The sequence below is a fragment of the Collimonas sp. OK412 genome (assembly GCF_900112135.1).
Classification (GTDB): domain Bacteria; phylum Pseudomonadota; class Gammaproteobacteria; order Burkholderiales; family Burkholderiaceae_D; genus Collimonas; species Collimonas rhizosphaerae.
The window spans coordinates 133,947-155,183 of sequence record NZ_FOLC01000009.1; the positions used below are offsets into that span (position 1 = coordinate 133,947).

Annotated in this window: 24 protein-coding genes; 3 read left to right on the top strand and 21 right to left on the bottom strand. The window is 60.0% G+C overall.

What is annotated here, in order from left to right; translation table 11 throughout:
• Positions 1-6: 6 nt before the first annotated feature.
• The 10 genes from mraZ to tyrS all read right to left on the bottom strand — a co-directional run bounded on the left by mraZ (position 7) and on the right by tyrS (position 9,375).
• Positions 7-435, bottom strand: coding sequence for a division/cell wall cluster transcriptional repressor MraZ (gene mraZ, locus BM062_RS11995; RefSeq protein ID WP_061534628.1), 429 nt, complete (start codon positions 433-435; stop codon positions 7-9).
• 489 nt (positions 436-924) lie between these two features.
• Complete coding sequence (gene ruvC, locus BM062_RS12000) at positions 925-1,467, bottom strand: crossover junction endodeoxyribonuclease RuvC (RefSeq protein ID WP_092397086.1); 543 nt, start codon at positions 1,465-1,467, stop codon at positions 925-927.
• Between the two features lie 407 nt (positions 1,468-1,874).
• Complete coding sequence (gene purH / locus BM062_RS12005) at positions 1,875-3,440, bottom strand: bifunctional phosphoribosylaminoimidazolecarboxamide formyltransferase/IMP cyclohydrolase (protein ID WP_092397088.1); 1,566 nt, start codon at positions 3,438-3,440, stop codon at positions 1,875-1,877.
• Between the two features lie 117 nt (positions 3,441-3,557).
• On the bottom strand, positions 3,558-3,791 hold the full coding sequence (locus BM062_RS12010) for a Fis family transcriptional regulator (RefSeq protein ID WP_014007929.1): 234 nt from the start codon (positions 3,789-3,791) through the stop codon (positions 3,558-3,560).
• A 112-nt stretch (positions 3,792-3,903) separates the two neighbouring features.
• Positions 3,904-4,920 carry a tRNA dihydrouridine synthase DusB gene (gene dusB / locus BM062_RS12015; RefSeq protein WP_092397090.1) on the bottom strand — a complete coding sequence of 339 codons (1,017 nt, stop codon included), beginning with the start codon at positions 4,918-4,920 and terminating at the stop codon, positions 3,904-3,906.
• Positions 4,921-5,004: 84 nt separating this feature from the next.
• On the bottom strand, positions 5,005-6,111 hold the full coding sequence (locus tag BM062_RS12020; protein ID WP_092397092.1) for a GGDEF domain-containing protein: 1,107 nt from the start codon (positions 6,109-6,111) through the stop codon (positions 5,005-5,007).
• A 175-nt stretch (positions 6,112-6,286) separates the two neighbouring features.
• Positions 6,287-6,946, bottom strand: coding sequence for a histidine phosphatase family protein (locus BM062_RS12025; RefSeq protein ID WP_092397094.1), 660 nt, complete (start codon positions 6,944-6,946; stop codon positions 6,287-6,289).
• Between the two features lie 22 nt (positions 6,947-6,968).
• Positions 6,969-7,604, bottom strand: a complete 636-nt coding sequence (locus BM062_RS12030; RefSeq protein WP_092397096.1) for a YbhB/YbcL family Raf kinase inhibitor-like protein — start codon at positions 7,602-7,604, stop codon at positions 6,969-6,971.
• A 44-nt stretch (positions 7,605-7,648) separates the two neighbouring features.
• Positions 7,649-8,107: a D-aminoacyl-tRNA deacylase gene (gene dtd / locus BM062_RS12035; RefSeq protein ID WP_092397098.1), complete on the bottom strand. Its 459-nt coding sequence runs from the start codon at positions 8,105-8,107 to the stop codon at positions 7,649-7,651.
• Positions 8,104-9,375 (bottom strand): tyrosine--tRNA ligase, encoded by a 1,272-nt coding sequence (gene tyrS / locus BM062_RS12040; protein WP_092397100.1) that lies wholly within the window; start codon positions 9,373-9,375, stop codon positions 8,104-8,106. Before tyrS ends, dtd begins: the two co-directional genes overlap by 4 nt.
• A 241-nt stretch (positions 9,376-9,616) precedes the next feature.
• Here tyrS and BM062_RS12045 point away from each other — a divergent pair, with 241 nt between their 5' ends.
• Positions 9,617-11,020, top strand: coding sequence for a M23 family metallopeptidase (locus tag BM062_RS12045; RefSeq protein ID WP_092397102.1), 1,404 nt, complete (start codon positions 9,617-9,619; stop codon positions 11,018-11,020).
• Positions 11,021-11,115: 95 nt separating this feature from the next.
• Entirely contained in the window at positions 11,116-12,273 is a 1,158-nt protein-coding gene (locus BM062_RS12050) for an anhydro-N-acetylmuramic acid kinase (RefSeq protein WP_092397103.1), read from the top strand.
• Between the two features lie 122 nt (positions 12,274-12,395).
• Here the strand turns inward: BM062_RS12050 and erpA are convergent, their stop codons facing one another.
• From erpA to rplM, 6 genes are all read right to left on the bottom strand, one after another.
• Positions 12,396-12,758 carry an iron-sulfur cluster insertion protein ErpA gene (erpA, locus tag BM062_RS12055; RefSeq protein WP_014007938.1) on the bottom strand — a complete coding sequence of 121 codons (363 nt, stop codon included), beginning with the start codon at positions 12,756-12,758 and terminating at the stop codon, positions 12,396-12,398.
• A gap of 74 nt (positions 12,759-12,832) precedes the next feature.
• Positions 12,833-13,228 (bottom strand): bactofilin family protein, encoded by a 396-nt coding sequence (locus BM062_RS12060; RefSeq protein WP_092397105.1) that lies wholly within the window; start codon positions 13,226-13,228, stop codon positions 12,833-12,835.
• 12 nt (positions 13,229-13,240) lie between these two features.
• Positions 13,241-13,948, bottom strand: a complete 708-nt coding sequence (locus BM062_RS12065) for a DUF6776 family protein (RefSeq protein ID WP_092397107.1) — start codon at positions 13,946-13,948, stop codon at positions 13,241-13,243.
• A 75-nt stretch (positions 13,949-14,023) separates the two neighbouring features.
• Complete coding sequence (gene argC / locus BM062_RS12070; protein WP_092397183.1) at positions 14,024-15,061, bottom strand: N-acetyl-gamma-glutamyl-phosphate reductase; 1,038 nt, start codon at positions 15,059-15,061, stop codon at positions 14,024-14,026.
• Between the two features lie 299 nt (positions 15,062-15,360).
• Positions 15,361-15,753, bottom strand: coding sequence for a 30S ribosomal protein S9 (rpsI, locus tag BM062_RS12075; protein WP_061534642.1), 393 nt, complete (start codon positions 15,751-15,753; stop codon positions 15,361-15,363).
• A 9-nt stretch (positions 15,754-15,762) separates the two neighbouring features.
• Positions 15,763-16,191 (bottom strand): 50S ribosomal protein L13, encoded by a 429-nt coding sequence (rplM, locus tag BM062_RS12080; RefSeq protein WP_061944550.1) that lies wholly within the window; start codon positions 16,189-16,191, stop codon positions 15,763-15,765.
• A 516-nt stretch (positions 16,192-16,707) separates the two neighbouring features.
• Between rplM and BM062_RS12085 the strand changes: the two genes are divergently transcribed.
• The gene (locus tag BM062_RS12085; protein ID WP_092397109.1) at positions 16,708-17,154 is read left to right on the top strand and encodes an OsmC family protein; all 447 of its coding nucleotides are present in this window, start codon (positions 16,708-16,710) and stop codon (positions 17,152-17,154) included.
• 2 nt (positions 17,155-17,156) lie between these two features.
• On the opposite strand, the gene coq7 is transcribed toward BM062_RS12085, so the two are convergent.
• The 5 genes from coq7 to ntrB all read right to left on the bottom strand — a co-directional run bounded on the left by coq7 (position 17,157) and on the right by ntrB (position 21,218).
• On the bottom strand, positions 17,157-17,783 hold the full coding sequence (gene coq7 / locus BM062_RS12090) for a 2-polyprenyl-3-methyl-6-methoxy-1,4-benzoquinone monooxygenase (protein ID WP_092397111.1): 627 nt from the start codon (positions 17,781-17,783) through the stop codon (positions 17,157-17,159).
• 61 nt (positions 17,784-17,844) lie between these two features.
• Entirely contained in the window at positions 17,845-18,654 is an 810-nt protein-coding gene (locus tag BM062_RS12095) for a DUF3025 domain-containing protein (protein ID WP_092397113.1), read from the bottom strand.
• A 32-nt stretch (positions 18,655-18,686) separates the two neighbouring features.
• Positions 18,687-19,457, bottom strand: a complete 771-nt coding sequence (gene cobA, locus BM062_RS12100; protein ID WP_092397115.1) for a uroporphyrinogen-III C-methyltransferase — start codon at positions 19,455-19,457, stop codon at positions 18,687-18,689.
• 19 nt (positions 19,458-19,476) lie between these two features.
• On the bottom strand, positions 19,477-20,289 hold the full coding sequence (locus BM062_RS12105) for an ABC transporter ATP-binding protein (protein WP_092397117.1): 813 nt from the start codon (positions 20,287-20,289) through the stop codon (positions 19,477-19,479).
• Positions 20,290-20,306: 17 nt separating this feature from the next.
• Complete coding sequence (gene ntrB / locus BM062_RS12110; RefSeq protein WP_092397119.1) at positions 20,307-21,218, bottom strand: nitrate ABC transporter permease; 912 nt, start codon at positions 21,216-21,218, stop codon at positions 20,307-20,309.
• Positions 21,219-21,237 lie beyond the last annotated feature (19 nt).

The following is a 21,237-nucleotide window of genomic DNA, read 5'->3' on the forward strand; positions in this document are numbered from 1 at the left end:
GGCCCGTCAGAACGAAAAATTGCTTAACACTTCGGGCATGCCAGCCGCAACTGCTTGCGACTCGCTCTCAGCCAGCTTGGCTGCATCCCAAATCTCGAAATGGCTTCCCATGCCCAGCAGCATCACCTCGCGCGTCAGGCCGACGGCCGAACGCAGCTCCGGCGCCACCAGGATCCGGCCGGCGGAGTCAAGCTCGACGTCGGAGGCGTTGCCAAGGAAAATCCGCTGCCAGGCGCGCGCCGACATTGGCCACGCAGCGATCTGTTCGCGGTGGCTCTCCCAGGTCGGACGGGGAAACAGCAGCAGGCAGCCATGCGGGTGTTTGGTAAGCGTCAAGCGCCCCTCGCACTGAACGGTGAGCGCGTCACGATGCTTGGACGGCACTGCCATCCGCCCTTTCGCATCGAGATTTAATGCTGACGCCCCCTGAAACACCGCACACGCTCCTTAATCAATCTTGAAAAAATTCTCTGGCAGCAAGTAAAAATGCCCCACAAAAAAACACTTTTCCACACTTCCACCCACTTTAGAGGATGCACTATTCTAGGTCAAGCCATTTAGCTGCCTGCAATTGCAAGATATCCGAGTAAAGTCAATGACTTAGCGCTGGTATCTCACAATCGGCCGAGAGTGCCCTTATTTTGAATTACCAAATAAATGAAGGACTTAGCGCTATATGTAAATGTCAGCTCTCAGATATACACATGTGTTTGCCGTAATTTTGCGGAAACAAAGGTTCACAATTGAACGAGGCTTCCGATACGCAAAATGAGACAAATCGCAGATAAAGCGAGGAGTAGGCGGCTTGATAGCGCGGGATAAACGGCTGCGGATGGTGGAATAGAATTAATTCCTATTGTAGCGACAAGAACCAGCTTCAAACAATGCACCAGAATCGGGAACGGCGATGACCACGACAGCGGCTTAACCCACCAGCCGGCCGCCGCGCACCCGCAAGCCCTTCTTGGCCAGGCCCGGCGCCAGCGCACTCAGATGCGCCAGTGCCTCGCCGCTGTGGGCGTGGCAGATCGCCACCGCCAGCGCATCGGCGGCATCGGTGCCAGGCAACCCCGGCAGCTGCAGCAGCCGCTGCACCATGTCCTGCACCTGCTGCTTTTGCGCCTTGCCATGGCCGGCGACCGCCTGCTTGATCTGCAAGGCGGTATATTCAGCCACCGGCAAATCCGCGCTGACCAAGGCGCAAATCGCTGCGCCGCGGGCTTGCCCCAGCAGCAGCGTCGATTGCGGATTGACGTTGACGAAGACTTTTTCGATCGCCGAGCAATCCGGCGCATAGGTGCGGATGACTTCCGAAACGCTGGCCAGGATTACCTTCAGGCGTTGCGGCAGATCGGCATCCGGGGTCTTGATGGTGCCCGACGCAATATAGCTGAGCTTGCTGCCCTGCTTGTCGATGACGCCAAAGCCGGTGGTCCGCAGACCGGGGTCGATACCGAGGATTTTCATATAGAGCTCATTTCATCAATATTCGTGAGTGCGAACGCGGCAATTTGGGAGGTAGTGCAAGGCGCGCCGCGCAGCCAAGGGTGGCCCTTGCCGGTCGCGTTTCCGCTTGCAAGCGGAAACCGTTCCGCAGGCGGACAGCATGCTGTCCGAATTCCCTGCTACACCCCTTGGCAAGCGGCGCAACGCAGCAATACGCCCAAATTGCCCGTTCCCGAAGGGTTCTTGCCAGAAGAGGCGCTGGCCGCGTTGCGCTCCTTGCCGATAGCACCGCTATCGGACGCGTCGCGCGCCTTGCCAGCGCCTCTTCTGGCAAGAACGCATCTCACGAATATTGATGAAATGAGCTCTAACCAGACAATGACCGAAGCGCTTCGCCGTGGCAAGCACGAAGCGCCGGTCGCTGCTACTTAGTGACGGAAGTGGCGGGTGCCGGTGAGCAGCATGACGACGCCATGTTCGTCGGCGGCGTCGATCACTTCCTGGTCGCGCATCGAACCGCCTGGCTGCACCACGCAGGTGGCGCCGGCGTCGACCACGACATCGAGGCCGTCGCGGAACGGGAAAAACGCATCCGAGGCGACCGCCGAACCGACCAGCGACAAACCGGCATTCTGCGCCTTGATCGAAGCAATGCGGGCCGAATCAACCCGGCTCATCTGGCCGGCGCCGACGCCCAAGGTCATGCCATTGCCGCAAAACACGATGGCGTTCGACTTGACGAACTTGGCGACGCGCCAGGCAAACATCAGGTCCTGCAGCTGTTGCTGGGTCGGCTGCTTCTTGCTTACCACCTTGAGTTCGCTCAGGGCGACGTTGCGCGCATCCGGTGATTGCACCAGCAGGCCGCCGCCGACCCGCTTGAAATCATGCAGGTTGATAGCGTGCGCTAGCGGGATTTCCAGCAAGCGTACATTCTGCTTGGCGGCAAAAACCTGCTTCGCCTGTTCCGTGAAGGACGGCGCGATGATGACTTCGACGAACTGCTTGGCGACGGCTTCGGCGGCATTACCGTCGAGTTCCTGGTTGAAGGCGATGATGCCGCCAAAGGCTGAAGTCGGATCGGTTTGCAGCGCCTTGCTATACGCTTCCAGCGGATTGTTGCCGATGGCGACGCCGCAGGGATTGGCGTGCTTGATGATGACGCATGCAGTTTCGTTGAAAGTCTTGACGCATTCCCACGCCGCATCGGCGTCGGCGATATTGTTGTAGGACAGCTCTTTACCCTGCAACTGCCTGTAGTTGGCCAGCGCACCTTCAACATGGCGGGTATCGCGGTAAAACGCCGCCGACTGGTGCGGGTTTTCGCCGTAACGCATTTCCTGCACCTTTTCGAAATGCAGGTTCAACGTCGCCGGATAGGCGCTGCGGGTAGTGTGCTGCTTGTCTTCGCCCAGCGAAGTGAAATAGTTGGTGATGGCGCCGTCGTATTGAGCGGTATGGGCAAACACCTTCTTCGCCAGCGCAAATTTGGTGCCGTAGCCGACTTCGCCGTCGTGCGCCTTGAGCTCGGCCAGCACGCCGGCGTAATCGCTGGGATCGCACAGCACGATCACATCCTTATGGTTCTTGGCCGACGAACGCAGCATGGCAGGGCCGCCGATATCGATATTCTCGATCGCGTCTTCCAGCGAGCACTGCTCCTTGGCGATGGTCTGCTGGAACGGGTAGAGATTGACCACCACCATGTCGATCACCGGAATCTGGTGCTGCGCCAGGGCCGCGACATGCTCGGGGAAATCACGGCGGGCCAGGATGCCGCCATGCACTTTCGGATGCAGGGTCTTGACGCGGCCGTCGAGCATTTCCGGGAAACCGGTGTAATCCGCCACTTCAGTCACCTTGATGCCGTTGTCGGCCAGCAGCTTGGCGGTGCCGCCCGTCGACAGAATGTTCACACCCAGCGCCGACAGCTCTTTTGCGAAATCAAGTATCCCGGTTTTGTCGGATACGGAAATGAGGGCTTGTTTAATCATGATGGAAACTCTGGAAGGGAAGGGAAACGGATAAATACAGCCCTGGTGCCTGTCTCGGCGAGAACTGCGGCCTGCTGTCGGTCCTGGCTTGGCGCCGCGGATCCTTGGAACTGCCTGTTACAAAAGACCGTGCTGCTGCAATTTCTTGCGCAGGGTGTTGCGATTGATGCCCAGCATTTCGGCTGCATGCGACTGATTACCTTCGGCGCGCGCGATCACGGCTTCCAGCACCGGTTTTTCAACCGTGGAAATCACCATGTCATACACGTTCGACGGCGGCTGCTCGCCCAGGTCCTTGAAATATTTTTCAAGGCTTTGCTTCACCACGTCTTGGATACTTTCTTTGCTCATTCTTTTTTACTATTCTTTTTTTCAGGATTTCGGCATTCCATCAGCGTTCCGTCGACGGCGTCATGCCCGCCTTGCTGGGGGAAATCCTGGTCCTGTTTCTTGTTGATCTGATTCAGGCCGCCAGCATCTGCTCGGCCACCCCGTATTGTAACCGCTCCCCAAACGCAAACTGCGATTCGAAGAAGCTATTTACTGCGGCCAGCTGCTGGCCGCAATCTTCCAGCAGGTTCATGCGTTGCCGGAAAGCCTCTCCACCAGGCAAATCGCGCACATACCAGCCGATATGCTTGCGGGCGGTACGCACCCCCAAGTAGTCGCCATAAAATCCATAATGCGCACGCAGATGTTCATCCATCAGCTGTTGCACTTCCGTCACCAGCGGCGCCGGCAAATATTCCCCGGTGCGCAGATAGTGCTCGATCTCGCGGAAAATCCATGGCCGGCCCTGCGCCGCCCGCCCCACCATGATGGCGTCGGCCTTGGTGTACTCCAGCACTTGCCGTGCTTTTTCGGGCGTCGTGATGTCGCCGTTGGCCACTACCGGGATCGTGACCGCTGCCTTGACTGCGGCAATGGTCTGGTATTCGGCGTCGCCGCTATAACCGTCAGCGCGGGTACGGCCGTGCAAGGTCAGCATGGCGATGCCGCTGGCTTGCGCCAGCCGCGCGATACGCAAGGCGTTCTTGTTGAGACGGTCCCAGCCGGTGCGGAATTTCAACGTAACCGGGACGTCGACCGCGCCCACCACCGCTTCCAGTATCCGTGCCACCAGTTGCTCATCCTGCAATAAAGCCGAACCGCACCAGCTGTTGCACACTTTCTTGACCGGGCATCCCATGTTGATGTCGATGATTTGCGCACCGTGGTCGACATTGTATTTTGCGCACTCCGCCAGCATCAGCGGATCGGCGCCGGCGATCTGCACCGCCCGCGGCTCCATCTCGCCGTCGTGGTTGATGCGGCGCGAAGTCTTCTCGGTCTGCCACAGGCGCGGATTGGAGGCAGCCATTTCCGACACCGCGTAGCCGGCGCCCAGCTCTTTGCAGAGCTGCCGGAACGGTCTGTCCGTGACGCCCGCCATGGGCGCCACAAAGACGTTGTTACGAAGGAAATAAGGGCCAATATTCACGGCGGCGTCGCTGACTCGGGATGAAATCGAAAGGGAAAGGCGTCATTTTATCCCGATTGCCGAAGCAAGCGGGGTTTTGCACAATCAAAGTTCGTCTTCGGCGGAGCTGCGCAGGTGCTGGGTGGCGTAATGGATCAGTTCATCCAGGCCGCGGCCGTCGGCGCCGTAAGTGGCCACTCCTATCGACAGCGCGAGCCGGATCGACCAGTTTTCGATGTTCACCGGATGGTGCTTGAAATGGCCGAGAAAAGTCTCGGCGAGGTTGTCGGCATCGACGGTGTCGGTCGCCGGCAACACATACAGGAATTCGGTGGCGTTCCAGCGGCCGCCGCTGTCGGTCTTGCGCAGCTGGGCGCCGGTATCCTTGGCGAATGCCGCCAGGATATTGTCGGCCACCGCCCAGCCGTACAGGTCGTTGATCTTGTGGAAATCGTCCAGCTGGCAATACAGGATCGACAGCGGCGACTCATCGACGGCGGTGGCGGCTACCGCTTCCTCATAGACATGCACGATGCGGCGCCGTGTCAGCAAGCCGGTCAGCGAATCAAGCTGCACCTGGCGCGTGAGCAGGTGCGACAAATTGGATTGCTTCCAGATCACTTCGCACACATGGCCGAAAGCCTGGAACGAAGCAAACCCGGTTTCTGAAAAATAATCCTCGCTATCGGCGTAAAACACCATCATGCCGTGCATGCGGGCTTTTTCCGAACGCAGCGGTATGGCCAGCGCGGCCTTGGCGGAGCAGTGCTCAGGGTGCGCTTGCCAGGGTGTAAAGAGCGCATGGAAGTCACTGTCGTGGCCGGCCTCCCAATCGGCGACCTGGGCAAACGGCGCCACGTAGTCAAAACAATCCTTGGCCAGCTGCCAATGATCCGACTCGCCCCGCGCCGGGCCGACAATCGCCGCCGGCTTGATGGTCGCTTCCGAATCGTCCTGGCAGAATCCCACCCACACCAGCCGGATATGCGGACTGGCAGGCAGGATCATCTGGCACAGCCGCTTCACGCTTTCACGGCCGCTATAGGCTTGGGGCAAGGTTTGCAGCAGCTGGTGCAATACGCCGACCAGCGCCAGCTGCTCATCGTTCAGCGCCGGCGCAGCGGGCGCGCTCTGTTTCCCCGCGGCCGCTTCGACCAATGGTTCAGGCTCAGCGGCACGCTGAGTCCAGGAGGGAAAGAGGTTAAGTTTCATGCTGGCGGTCCCGCTGTTGTTTTAATTCTTGTCAGCAAGATTAGCACAAGCACACTGCTTTTATCGCAACTGTTTTTGCAAGAGCTTATACAGATTTATAGCGATTTTCGGGACTTGCCGCCGAAGCCCAACATAAGCGGCAAAACACTGGCTGCATTGGCGCGGCAAGCCGGGCTCATTGATCGATTTCGTCCAGCGACAAGGCGTCCAGGTGCGCCACGTCGCCCCAGCCGTCCACCCGCAATGGCTGCGGCCATTCGGGGTTCCAGCTCAGGCGGTTGATGCTGGCGTTGAATATATCGCAACTGCGCGCCTGCTCCAGCGGCAGCTGGTGGGCAAGACGGTATATGCAGTCGAGTACGCCGCCATGGGTCACTATCGCGATCTGGCGCAGATCACCCGCCGCCAGCAATGCTGGCAGGACCGCCGCCACCCTTGCGTAGAATTCGCTCATGGTTTCCGCCACGTGCTGGCCGGCCGGATAACGGACATCGATATCGCGCGCCATCAACGCCGCGTAGGCATCAGGAAAGCGTTCGGCAGCTTCCGGGTAACGCAAGCCTTCCAGCGCGCCGTAGCAACGCTCGCGCAATCCGGTTTCGAGGCGCAGGGCCATGCCGCTCGCCTCGGCCAAGGGCGCCGCGGTTTGTTGCGCGCGCTGCAGGTCGCTGCAAAAAATGGCGTCCAGGGCGAGGCCATCCAGGCTGCGCGCCAATGCCAGCGCCTGGCGCCGGCCTGCCGGATTGAGCGGGATATCCAGGTGGCCTTGCAGGCGGCGCTCCAGGTTCCAGTCGGTTTCGCCGTGGCGTATCAGCAGGATTTCGGTGGTTGGCATGGGCTTCCTGCAGGATTGCTGCTTACAAGGCCGGATTCAGGGTGTACAGGCTGACGATGGATGTCTCGGCCAGGATGTGTCCGCGCATGGCGGCCAGCGCCTGCTGTCCGGTAAATTTGCCGTCTACCGGCAAGCGCGCGATGTCCAGCGCGTACAGGGTAAAAATGTAACGGTGCGCAGTCTCGTCGTTCCATGGCGGGCATGGGCCGTCGTAGCCAAAATAATCGCCGCCCATCGCCGCATCGCCGGCAAACCAGCCGGTGTAGTCGTTCAGGCCGTGGCGCGCGCCAGGGATCGGGCTGCCATAGATTTCCGGGCCGGGCTTGCCGCGCGAGATGACGCGATCGCTGAAGGTTCCGGCTTCTATCGAAGTCGCATGCGGCGGCAGGTCGACCAGCACCCAGTGGAAAAAATCGACGCGCGGCAGGTCGGCCGGCACGATCTTGCCGTCCTGGTTGACGTCGTCGCCGCGCGAGGGCACATCGGGATCGTGGCAGATAAGCACCAGCGATTTCGTGCCGGCCGGCGGTTCGCCCCAGCCCAGGTGCGGGTTATGGTTGGCGGACAGCGTGACATGGGTCTCGGGATGCACCACCGCGAAAGCAAATTCGCCGGGAATATATGCACCGTCGTTGAAAGAATGGCTCCAGAGGTTCACGATAAGCTCCTGTCGTAAAGTTGTCAGGCTACAGCAAAAACGGTTTACGCTTTGGCGGCCGGCGGTTTTACCTGCAGCCAGAAAGTCACCGGACCATCATTGGTCAAAGACACTTTCATGTCGGCGCCAAAACAGCCGGTCGCGACCTGCTTGTGCCGGCTTGCCGCCTGGCCGACGAAATAGTCGAACAGGCGGCGGCCGTCTTCCGGCGCCGCCGCCGGCGTGAACGAGGGCCGGGTTCCTGACTGGGTGTCCGCCGCCAGCGTAAATTGCGGCACCAGCAGCAGGCCGCCGCCGATGTCGCTCAGGCTGCGGTTCATCTTGCCGGCGTCGTCGGCGAACACGCGATACGCCAGCAGCTTGGCCAGCAGCGCATCGGCTTCCTTTTCGCGGTCGCCGCGCTCCGCGCACAGCAAGACCATCAGGCCGCCCTCGATAGCGCCGACCGTGGCGCCGTCCACCACCACGCTGGCGTGGCTGACCCGTTGCAGCAGGCCGATCATGCCGTCAGGTTGACCCGGGCGAACTTGCGCTTGCCGACCTGTATCACGAAGGTGGCAGCCTCGACTTTCAAACCCTTGTCGCTGACCACGGCGCCATCGATCCGCACGCCGCCCTGCTCCACCATGCGCAGCGCTTCCGAGGTCGACGGGCAGAGATTGGCCTGTTTCAGCAACTGGCCGATGCCCAGCGGCGCACCGCTCAGGGTCAACTCGGGAATGTCGTCCGGGATGCCGCCCTTGGCGCGGTTATTGAAATCGCTCAAGGCGTCTTCCGCCGCTTGCTGGTTATGGAAGCGCGCCACGATTTCCTGCGCCAGCGCCACCTTGATGTCGCGCGGATTCTGGCCGCCTTCGACCTGCGCCTTGTAGCCGGCGATCTGCGCCAGCGACTTGAACGACAGCAGCTCGTAATAACGCCACATCATGACGTCGGAAATGCTCATCACCTTGGCGAACATGGTGTTGGCCGGCTCCGTGATGCCGATGTAGTTGCCCTTGGACTTGGACATCTTCTCGACGCCGTCCAGTCCTTCCAGCAAAGGCATGGTCAGGATGCATTGCGGCTCCTGGCCGTAATCCTTCTGCAGCTCGCGGCCGACCAGCAGGTTGAATTTCTGGTCGGTGCCGCCCAGTTCCAGGTCCGACTCCAGCGCCACCGAATCGTAGCCCTGCATCAGCGGGTACAGCAGTTCGTGCACCGAAATCGGCGTACCGGCCTTGAAACGCTTGGTGAAGTCTTCACGTTCAAGAATCCGCGCCACCGTGTATTTGGCGGACAGCTGGATCATGCCGCGCGCGCCGAGCTTGTCCGACCATTCCGAGTTATAACGGATTTCAGTTCGCGCCGGGTCCAGCACCAGGCTGGCCTGGGCAAAATAGGTCTTGGCGTTTTCTTCGATCTGTTCGCGGGTCAGCGGCGGCCGCGTCGCATTGCGTCCGGACGGATCGCCGATCATCGAGGTAAAGTCGCCGATCAGGAAAATCACGTTGTGGCCGAGGTCCTGCAGCTGCCGCATCTTGTTCAGCACCACCGTGTGGCCAAGGTGCAGGTCGGGCGCGGTCGGGTCCAGGCCCAGCTTGATGCGCAGCGGCTTGCCGCTCTGTTCGGAACGCTGCAGCTTGCGCGCAAAGTCGCTCTCGATCAGCAGTTCGTCGACGCCGCGTTTGGTGATCGCCAGCGCCTCCTGGGTCCGGTCCGACAGGACCAGGGGGGTGTTTTCAACAGCAGCGGCTGCCTTCGGTGATGCGTTGTGGGAATCGTGAGCCATATGGGAAATAAAAATCCAGCGAAAATGAAATCTGAAAAGCTGCGCCTCTGCCTGCACGGAACGGAAATTGCGGATGTAAAGGGAAACGAATACAAAGGGTTACCATAAATCGGACCATTCCTACAGTCGCACAAGGTACCCTAAGGTATAATCCCTGATCCTTTTAACCCGCCGCAAGTCGTTCAATCAAACAAACAACAACACAAGAATCGGTAGCAAACGGCAAATTTTAACGTATTGCATGTCTCTCAAAGATAAAATCATCAACTTGCGGTCCAGGATCAAGCCGTTTTTCAAGCAGATACCCGCGTTGTTTACTGATTCCTCGCGTAAAACCCGTATCGTCTCCGCTTCCGCCGTGGTGCTGACCCTGATTGCGTTTGGCGCAGCCGGTGTTGCTCCGCTGCCAACGGATCCCGACGAAGTCTCGGTGCGGGCGATTTCCGCCGAACTGGAATTGCCTAGCCTCAGCGAGCAGATCGCAAAACTTGAAGCTCAGCAACAACTTTATGTTGCCGAAGACAAAATGCGCGCCAGCGACACCTTGGCGGCTTTGCTGACGCGGCTCGGCGTGGACGACGACGAGGCCAGCAATTTCATCAAGTCGGACAGCCGCGCACGCGCCATGCTGCGCCTCAAGGCCGGCACCTCGGTGCAGGCGCAGACCAGCAACGACGGCGTGCTGCAGATGCTGCGCGCAACCCTCGTCGACGGCCGCGACGATAATACCCCCACCAACCTGCTGATCCAGCGCGACGGCGATAAATTCACCGTGACGGAAGAAACCGCCGCGCTTGAGCGGCGCGTCGAAATGCATACCGGCGTGATCCGCTCCTCGCTGTTCGCCGCCACCGACGCCGCCGATATCCCAGACAGCGTAGCTTCGCAAATCGTCGCCATGTTCGGCACCAACATCAATTTCGCTTCCGACCTGAAGCGCGGCGACCACTTCAATGTCGCCTATGAAACATTCTGGCAAAACGGCCAGTTCCTGCGCGCCGGCCGCATCCTTGCCGGCGAATTCGTGAATGGCGGCAAGCCGTTCCAGGCAGTGTGGTTTGACGAGCCCGGCAGCGGCCAGGGCGGCTACTACGGTTTCGACGGCAAGTCGCTGAAAAAGGCTTTCCTGAAATCGCCGCTGACCTTTACCCGCATTTCTTCCGGCTTCTCGATGCGCGTGCATCCGATCCTGGGCAAATGGAAAAAGCACACCGGGGTCGACTTCGCCGCCGCCGCGGGTACGCCTATCCATGCCACTGCTGACGGCGTGATCGACTTTGCCGGCGTTGAAAGCGGCTACGGCAATGTGGTCATCATCAAGCACGATAGCAAATACTCAACGGTGTATGCGCACATGAGCCGCTTTGCGCCAACCTCGCGCAAAGGCGGCAAGGTCAGCCAGGGCGACGTCATCGGCTATGTCGGCATGACCGGCTGGGCTACCGGCCCGCACCTGCACTACGAGTTCCGCGTTGCCAACGAGCCGCGCGACCCGATGTCGGTGGTGGTGCCTACCGCCAGCCCGCTGGCCGGCGCCGAGCTCGAGCGCTTCAAGACGGTCGCGGCCGATATCACCCATCGTTTTACCCTGTTGAGCGGCAGCGAAGCAGCGCCCTTGCCGGCCGCCAAACTGGCATCGAAATAAATGCTCGGCGAGCCTTGGCCTTGCTGACTTTGGAATTAATTTAGAACCGTTGTCGAGTCGCTAGTAAAATCAGCTGATCTCACAACGGTTTTATTATGCCCCCTACAACTATCCATAGCAGCCTGTTCATCGGCCTGATGTCCGGCACTAGCCTGGACGGCGTCGATGGCGTCATCGCGGCATTTCCCAGCGCCCCGGCGCAGCATCCGGTGGCCACGCTGGCATCGGCCTACATGCCGTTTTCGGCCTCGCTGCGCGCCGAACTGATGGCGCTGCAAACCGCCGGCCAGAATGAAATCGAACGCGAAGCGCTGGTCGCCAATACCTTGAGTTCGCACTATGCGGCTTGCGTCGAGCGCTTGCTGGCGGATGCCGGTTTGCGGCCAGACCAGATCCGCGCCATCGGCGTCCATGGCCAGACCATCAGGCATCGGCCCGAATTGGGCTTCACGCGCCAGGCCAACAACCCGGCGCTGCTGGCCGAACTGACCGGGATCGACGTCATCGCCGATTTCCGCAGCCGCGACATCGCCGCCGGCGGCCAGGGCGCACCGCTGGTGCCGGCGTTCCACCAGGCTGTCTTCGCCGATCCGGCGCAAACCCGGGTGGTGGTGAATATCGGCGGCATCGCCAATATCAGCGTGCTGCATCACCATGCAACGCCGGGCCAAAGCCGCGACGTCATCGGCTTCGATACTGGGCCAGGCAACGTCCTGATGGATTTATGGATCAAGCGCCATCACGGCAAGGATTACGATGAGAACGGTTTGTGGGCGGCCAGCGGGCAGCCGGCGCCGGCCTTGCTCGACGCCATGCGCAAGGAAGACTATTTTGCCGCCGCGCCGCCCAAAAGCACCGGGCGCGACCTGTTCCACGATGCCTGGCTGGCGCGCCACCTCGCCAGCTTGCCGCAGCTTGCCCCTGCTGACGTGCAGGCAACGCTGGCAGTGCTGACCGCCACCACCATCGCCGATGCGATCGCACAGCATGCGCCGGCAGCGCAAACCGTGTATGTCTGCGGTGGCGGCGCCTACAACCCGTACCTGATGCAACAGCTGGCGCAAGCGCTGCAAAAGCGCCATCTGGCGGCAGCCGTGCAATCCACCGAGGCGCTCGGCATTGCTCCCAACCATGTCGAAGCGGTTGCTTTCGCCTGGCTGGCGCTGCGTTTCGACCAGCGCCGGCCTGGCAACCTGCCGCTGGTGACCGGAGCGCGCGATTTACGGATCCTGGGGGCGCTGTATCCCGCCTGACGGGATCCCGCCGGGAGCGCAATCAACCATCAGCGCCATGCAATAAAAAAAGGACGCTCGAGGATTTCTCCTCGGCGTCCTTTTTCTCAAGAGCCGCGTATCGGGACTGCGTGATTATTTAATCAGGCTGAGAAAGAAGAACCGCAGCCGCAGGTAGTCGTCGCATTCGGATTCTTGATCACGAATTGCGCGCCTTCCAGGTCGTCCTTGTAGTCGATTTCAGCGCCGACCAGGTATTGATAGCTCATCGAATCGATCAACAGCTGCACACCGTTCTTACTCATGGTGGTGTCGTCTTCGTTGACGATTTCATCGAAGGTGAATCCATACTGGAAACCGGAGCAACCGCCACCCTGCACGAAAACGCGCAATTTGAGGTCTGGATTGCCTTCTTCTTCGATCAGTTGCGCAACCTTGGCGGCGGCGCTATCGGTAAACACGATCGGAGATGCGACTACATCTTGAATTTCAGCGACAGCATTCATTTTTGGCTCCTGCGGGGGACATACAATACTGCATTATAGGCGCTTGCCCGGATTCATGCAGGCAATGCCCAAATCTAAGCAGATTGCGACATGGCAAGCTTCAGCACCGGCTCGGCCACATTCTGTTCATGGGTCAGTTTGCCGCTTACCAGCGCGCCGCTATGCATTTCCAGCGCCTTGTAATTGACATCACCGGTTATGCGGGCTTTCGGCTGCAATTCAAGCAGTTCGGCGGAGTAGACATTGCCGCAGATCTCGCCGTTGACCACCAGATGGGCGACCCGCACGTCGCCTTCCACCTTGGCGCTCTCGGAAATCACCAGGACGCTGGTTTCGCCAGCCTCGGCGACCACATTGCCCTTCACATTGCCGTCGATGCGCAGACCGCCCTTGAAACGGACATCGCCCTCGATGCTGGTCGACGAGCCAATCAAGCTATCGATAGTGCTCTTTGCTTTACGGTTGAACATGATGTTTCCTTTTTACAAATTAGAGGTTTGCTGCGCCCGCATCTGGCCCTTTTCCATGACCTTCGCCTGAATCGCCTTGACCACGGCGCCTTCCGGCAAAGTCAGTTCAGCCTCGACGCGCTGGTAGTACTTGAAATCCAGCTGCGAGGCGGTCTTTTCTGCCGCCGTGGCGTTGGCGCCGGGGAAAATCAGCACCGTGCTTTTGCCTGCCACTGTCGCGGTCACCAATAGTTGCACATTTCCAACAAAATTGGCACCCTTCCCGCCCTGCATGATCAACATCCGGTAACGCAATTGCGTCGGCGTCAACAGCTCTGCGGTCAGGCGTTGGATCGTGATGCCCTGGCTGCCGGTTGCATTCGGCAACAGGCCCTCGAAAAACGCCAGGTCTTCTTTCAGCTTCGCATTCTGGGTTTCCAGCACCTTGATCTGCTGGCCCAGCTGCTCTTGCGCCGCTTTCTCGATATTGAGCCGGCTTTCGGCCGCATTGACGGTGCTCGAGAAACGGTCACGCTCCGCCGTCAAGGCGTTCACTTTTTCATTCAGGTCCGCCAGCTGCTGTTTGCTGACCATCGGACTATGGCCGGTAAAATCGCGCCCGAGGTCATATATCCACATCGCAACCGCGCCGCCGAAGCCGAGCACCAGCACCAGGAAAAGCGCTTTCAGCGGCCACGGGTAATGGCTCTTCACCGTCATTTTCGGCGCCGAAATCGACATGCGCCGAACCCACAATTTATACTTCATCGCTGCCGGCCCGGTCGTTCAGGGACGGATACAAACGAAACACTGCGATCATGGCATGACCGGCACATGCAGCAGCCCGGTGGTCTCTTCAAGGCCGAACATCAGGTTCATGCATTGCACGGCCTGGCCGGCCGAGCCCTTGACCAGGTTGTCCTGCACGACCAGCACGACCACGGTGTCGCCGTTGTCCGGGCGGTGCAAGGCGATCCGCAACATGTTCGACGCACGGGTGGAGCGGGTCTCGGGATGCGAGCCGAACGGCATCACATCGACAAACGGCTCATCCTTGTACGCATCTTCAAACAGCGCCTGCAGGGCCGCATTGTCGATATCCTTGATCAGGCGCGCGTAGATGGTGGAATGCATGCCGCGAATCATCGGCACCAGGTGCGGTGTAAACAACAGGCCGACTTTCTGATCGGTCAGCTTGCCGAGCTGCTCCAGCGTTTCCGGTGAATGCCGGTGGCCGGATACGCCGTAAGCCTTGAAATTGTCGCTGGCTTCCGAGAACAGCAAGCCGATTTCAGCCTTGCGGCCGGCGCCGGATACACCCGACTTGCAATCGGCGATCAGGTGCGAAGCATCCACCATGCCAGCCTTCAGCAACGGCGCCAGGCCGAGCTGCATGGTGGTCGGATAACAGCCGGGATTGCCGATGATGCGCGCTTCCTTGATGGCGGCGCGGTTCAGTTCCGGCAAGCCGTACACGGCTTCCTTCAGCAGCTCGGGACAGCTGTGCGGCATCTTGTACCATTTTTCGAACACCGCGGTGTCCTGCAGGCGGAAATCGGCGGCCAGGTCGATCACCTTGACGCCGGCGGCCAGCAGTTCAGGCGTCTGCGCCATGGCGACGCCGTGCGGGGTGGCGAAAAACACCACGTCGCACTCGGTCAGCTTGGCTTTTTCCGGCGCAGAAAACGCCAGCGCGACGCGGCCGCGCAAGGACGGATACATGTCGGCGATCGGCATGCCGTCTTCCTTGCGCGAAGTCACCGCCTGCAATTGCGCATGCGGATGGCTTGCCAGCAAACGCAGCAGCTCCACTCCGGTGTAACCCGTACCACCCACAATCCCGACTTTGATCATTTCTTTTCCTTGCATGGAGCTGTACATCTTTCCAATCCGGTTTTTCAAACCCGATATGGAAACCGTACGATGTTGGACCCGGTGCCTTGGGTAAATTGCCGCCAAGAGCTGGCTATTTTATCAGCCAATGAATCGTTGAGGAGGCTTAACATTGAAATCGGAAATTCCTTGCAGGCACAGGCGCTGCAGTGCTTTTCCCAATGTTACCTTTTGATAAAGAGCGCAACAAACGACCCGGCAAATGACAAAAAGCCGCCAGGCGCAAACCTGGCGGCTTTTCGATATTCTGAAAGCGTAGATTAGCGCTTGGAGAATTGTTTTGCGCGGCGTGCCTTGCGCAGACCGACCTTCTTACGCTCAACTTCACGTGCATCACGTGTAACGAAGCCGGCTTTGGACAGCTCCGATTTCAAAGTTGCATCGTAGTCGATCAGTGCACGAGTGATGCCGTGGCGAACTGCGCCAGCCTGGCCGGATTCACCGCCGCCGCTGACATTGACCTTGATGTCGAAAGTTTCGACATGGTTGGTCAGTTCCAGTGGCTGGCGAATCACCATCAGGCCGGTTTCGCGCGAAAAGTATTCATTCGCTGGCTTGCCGTTGACGACGATCTGGCCGGAGCCGGACTTGATGAAGACGCGAGCCACTGCACTCTTGCGACGGCCGGTTCCGTAATTGTAGTTACCGATCATGTCTATTCCTTAGAGTTCAAGTGCTTTAGGTTGCTGCGCAGTGTGCGGATGGGTGCCATCTGCGTACACTTTGAGCTTCTTGATCATGGCGTAGCCAAGCGGACCCTTAGGCAGCATGCCCTTGACCGCTTTTTCCAGCGCACGACCTGGAAAACGCTGTTGCATTTTCTGGAAATTTGTTTCGTAGATGCCGCCTGGGTAACCGGAGTGACGGAAGTACGTCTTGTCGGTTGCCTTGGCGCCAGTGACGCGCAGTTTGCCTGCATTGATGACGACGATGAAATCGCCGGTATCAACGTGTGGAGTAAATTCCGGTTTGTGTTTGCCGCGCAGTCGGAGTGCCACTTCGCTGGCAACACGTCCGAGGACTTTGTCCGTCGCGTCAATCACGAACCAATCACGCTGGACTTCATGGCCCTTAGCGGAAAAAGTTTTCATGTTGACTTCCTAACTAGTTTAATTCGCTCAAATGGTGGTTCCGCCGCTATCGAAAACCGGCTTTTAGACCGGGGCTTCGTCCTGCGTCAGCGACAGACTCTTCCTTGTTATCTTTTCCTGAGCAAACGGAAAAGCCGTAAATTATAGCCTTTTCAAGGACTTGGCGTCAAATTGATTGAAAAAAATCGCCGTTTGCGCTATGCGATGTTGTAAATAAGCTTGCCGATGCGCCGGCTGCCGCTGTTGCGGATAAAAGAAAACCCGAACTGCGCACTTGGGCATCGGGTTTAAATCCACTCCTGTGGAGGGTGGAGGAGACATGGCGTCAATTGCCGGAAATCAATTCCGCAACCGTTAGATTGATCTTAGCAAACGGAATGGTGCATCGCAAGGTAAAGAATCGCGGGTTCGTCCAAAACATGGCCTCGTTTTCTTTTTGCCAACCCGCTCCCGTCCAGGCTACATCCGTCAAGAGCAGTTAGAATATTGCGACACAACCACTTCCCACGAGATCATATGGAATGCACAGTTCGCTGGACCGGTTCGTCCGGCATGACATTTTTGGCAGAAACCGGCTCCGGCCATGTATTGGCGATGGACGGCGCCCCTGACGGCGGCGGCCGCAACCTGGCGCCGCGCCCGATGGAAGTGGTGCTGGCAGGCACCGGCGGCTGCACCGCTTACGACGTTGTGCTGATCCTGCGCAAAAGCCGCCAGGATATCCGCGGCTGCGACGTCACGCTGAAATCGGAACGGGCGGAAACGGAACCCAAGGTATTCACCAAGATCCACTTCCATTTCACCGTACGCGGCCGCAACCTGAAGCCCAACCTGGTCGAGCGCGCAATCAAGCTGTCGCACGAAAAATACTGCTCAGCCTCGATCATGCTGGAAAAAACCGCCGCGATCACCCATTCCTTCGAGATCGTTGACGACCTGGCCGAAGCGGCCGCCGAAGCCTAGTTTCAAATGTGGTAAGCGACCGTTGTCATCACTTTCGACATCGCCTGCATCACCTTTTGCACCGGGCGCGGCATTTCAGCTGCACCCAGCGACCGCGCCACCTCGCCATGGGCGATTTCATCGTCGCGCATCTGTTCGACAATGGCGCGCGACTTGGCGTCCTGCAGCGGCAGCTGTTCCAGGTGGCTGCTGAGATGCGCCTCAACCTGGCGCTCGGTTTCCGACACAAAACCCAGGCTCCGGGCATCGCCCAGGCGCGCCGCCAGCGTTCCTAGCGCATAGGATCCGGCATACCACAGCGGATTGAGCAAACTGACGTGCGAACCCAGCTCGCGCAGGCGTTCCGCAGTCCAGGCCAGGTGGTCTTCCTCTTCCCTGCCCGCCGCGGCAAATTGCTGCTTGATCGGATCGCCTTGGGCGAAGCGGCCCTGGGCGTCGTACAGCGCCTGCGCGCAGACTTCGCCGACGTGATTGACCCGCATCAGGCCGGCGCTGTGGCGCTGCTCTGCCGCATCCAGCACACCGTCGGCCGCCTGCAGCGCCGGATTCGGGCGCGAAGCCGACGCTTGTCCGGTGATCACCCGCAAGGCGTTGTCGAAATCGGCGATGGCTCTGTCCAGGAATAGCATGCGAAGAATCACTTTTAAAATTAGGTAGGTGGATTTTATCAGGCTGTCTTCATTTACCGCCTCATTTGCCCCGCTTTGGGCGGAACACCGCGGCGTCGGCATAAAAAGCCTGGTCCTGTCCCTGGCTCCAGCCCGGCACGCCGAGCACCGGCAGCGGCGTCAGGCGGCCGATCAGCGCGTCTTGCTGCGCCAGCTCGGCGGCAACGTGCCGGTCGATCCATTCGCGCCGCAGGTTATCGCTCAACCCGTAATAAGATTCCGGCACGCGCAGCACCAGGGTATGCGCGGTTATCGCCTTGTATGGCTGCACCAGTTTTTCCAGCAAGGCGTGGCCAAACAGCCAGACCTCGGCTGCGCCGCCAAACATGGCGCCTTGCTCGATAAACACCTGCTGCCATTGGTGCTGGCGCAATGCGGCGCTCAGCGACTGCCCCGCGGCATTGTCCGGCACCAGCAGCAAGGCGGCATTTTCGTCAAAGATGGTGGCGGCATCGCGCGCCGCGCCGCGCGGCTTGCTGCTGCCGGAGACGGTCCCGGCCTTGGCCAGCTCGGCGGCCTGCAGCGCATTCAGGCGCGCCTTGACGGCCGGGAACGACAGCCAGATCAAGGCGTTCAGGAAATCGTGGAGATTGTCGCGGGTCGGCACTTTGCCGCTGCTGCCGATAAATGACTCGTAGGCGGTCGCCGCAGGCAGCTCGGCCTGTGCCACAAAGCTGACCGGCAAACCCTGGTAGTTGCGGATGTCGCGCTCTCGGGCGGCCGTATTCAATGCCTGCCGCCAGTCATCGGCGACGCTCAGGCGCTGGCCAAGCAGGCGAAACGGCTTGAGCCAGGGTTGTGACCAATCGACGAGGGCGGCAGGAGTAGGCATTTGCCGCGCATTTTACCTCGCGCGCATGCGGGTCAGCCCACTGCCCGCTGCAAATTGTCCAGGCCGATATTGGCGACAGCATCGGCGCAACGCACCACTTCGCCGATAACGATAATGCTGGGGCTGCCGAGCCCGCTGTCATGCAAGGCTTGCGGCAACTGCGCGAGAGTGGTCAGCAGTTGCGCCTGCGTAGCCAAGGTCGCCGACTGGATCACCGCCACCGGCATGGTTGCGGCCATGCCGGCCTGCAGCAGGCTGCGCTGCAACTGCGCGCAGCGGGCCACTCCCATGTACACCACCAGCGTCATGCCGGCCGCCACCAGCGCCGTCCAGTTCGGCTGGGCGCTCTCGCTCTTGCCATGGCCGGTCACGAAAATCACGCCCTGGCTATGGTCGCGATGCGTCGCCGCAATGCCGATGCTGGCCGCGGCCGCCATGCCGCTGGTAATGCCCGGCACCACTTCGACCGCCACCCCTTGCCGCTGCAAATGCGCGCGCTCTTCGCCGCCGCGGCCGAACAGATAGGGATCGCCGCCTTTCAGGCGCACCACGCAATGGCCTGCCTGCGCTTCCAGCACCATCAGGCGTTCGATGAATTCCTGCGAGGTCGACTGGCAACCGCCGCGCTTGCCGACATGGATCACCCGTGCGCTGTCTTGCGCATGCACCAGCACCTCGGGATTGACCAGGTCGTCCACCAGCAGCACATCGGCTTGCGCGATGGCTCTGGCAGCCTTCAGCGTCAGCAGGTCCGGATCACCTGGTCCGGCGCCGACCAGCATCACTTTACCTTGCGGTTTCATCATAGGTTCCTGGTTTCCCTCAGGCCGCCTGCGCGGCCGGATGGGCTTGTTTGCGATACAGAAATTCCAGCACCGAGGTACGGTACTCGGCATACAAAGGATCCTGCGCCAGCGCCACGCGTTCACGCGGCCGCGCCAGCCTCACCTGCACGCTATCGCCGATGGTGGCGGCCGGACCGTTGGTCATCATCACGATGCGGTCGGACAGCAGCACCGCCTCATCGACATCGTGGGTCACCATCACCACCGTCGATCCGGTCTTGGCGACGATCTTCAGCAGCTCGTCCTGCAAATGGGCGCGGGTCAAGGCGTCCAGCGCGCCGAACGGTTCGTCCATCAGCAGCACCTTGGGCTCCATCGCCAAAGCGCGGGCAATGCCGACCCGCTGTTTCATGCCGCCGGAAATTTCATGCGGGCGTTTTTGCCCGGCCGCCGTCAATCCCACCATCGCCAGCGCGGCCTTGGTGCGCTCCTTCAAGGCACTCTTGTTTTCGGTGGCGGCGAACACGCGCTCCACGCCGAGATAGATATTTTCGTGGCAGGTAAGCCAGGGCAGCAGCGAATGGTTCTGGAACACCACCGCCCGTTCCGGCGACGGTCCGCCGATTTCACGGCCGGCGCAAATCAGCACGCCGTCGCTCGGCAGCAGCAAACCGGCGATCAGGTTCAGCAGGGTCGACTTGCCGCAGCCGGAATGGCCGATCAAGGTCACGAACTCGCCCTTGCGCACCGTCAGGTTGATGTTGCGCAGTGCGTGGAACTGGCCTTTGCTGGTGCTGAACACCATTTCGGCCTGGTGGATATCGATGAATTTGGCGTCGCGCTGTTCCATGTTTTCCCCGATGTCAGTTAGTTCGATACTTGCTCATAGGTAAACGCCTTGGCCAGAGCCACCAGCAATTGCTCCAGCAGCAGGCCGACCACGCCGATCACTACTATCGCGATGATGATGTGCGGCACGTTGAGGTTGTTCCATTCATCCCAGACCCAGAAGCCGATGCCGACGCCGCCGGTCAGCATTTCGGCGGCGACGATCACCAGCCAGGCAGTGCCGATCGCCAGCCGCACGCCGGTCAACATGTACGGCAATACCGAAGGGAACAGGATCCTGGTGATGATTTTCCATTCCGACAGGTTCAGCACGCGCGCCACGTTCATGTAATCCTGCGGCACCCGCTGCACGCCGACCGCGGTGTTGATGATCATCGGCCAGATCGAGCAAATGAAGATGGACCAGATCGCCGCCGGATTGGCCGACTTGAACACCAGCAGGCCGATCGGCAGCCAGGCCAGCGGCGATACCGGTTTCAGCAAGCTGATGATGGGACCGAACATGCTGGAGAGGAATTTGAAGCGGCCGATCATGAAACCCAGGGGAATCCCCACCAGCGCCGCCAGGCCGAAGCCGACGCCGACCCGCTGCAGTGAAGCCAGGATATTCCAGCCTATGCCCTGGTCGTTAGGGCTGGTCCTGTAGAACGGATCGGCAAACAGCTTGAGCGCTTCCTGCAAGGTCAGCAGCGGCGTCGGAAACTGGCTGTTGCTCATCGCGATGATCTGCCACACCAGCACCAGGAACGCCAGCCCCAGCAACGGCGCAACGATGCTCATCAGCCAGGACGGCATGCTGCTGCGGCGGTTCATTTTCGGCGACGGGCGCGGGATGGCAACCACGACTTCAGCCACAACCTCGGTTGCCTTGCTATCCATTGCTGCCGCCTGGCGATTGGCATTTGCCGCCGTGTCCATGATTGCGCTCATAGTGACTCTCCAATAAATC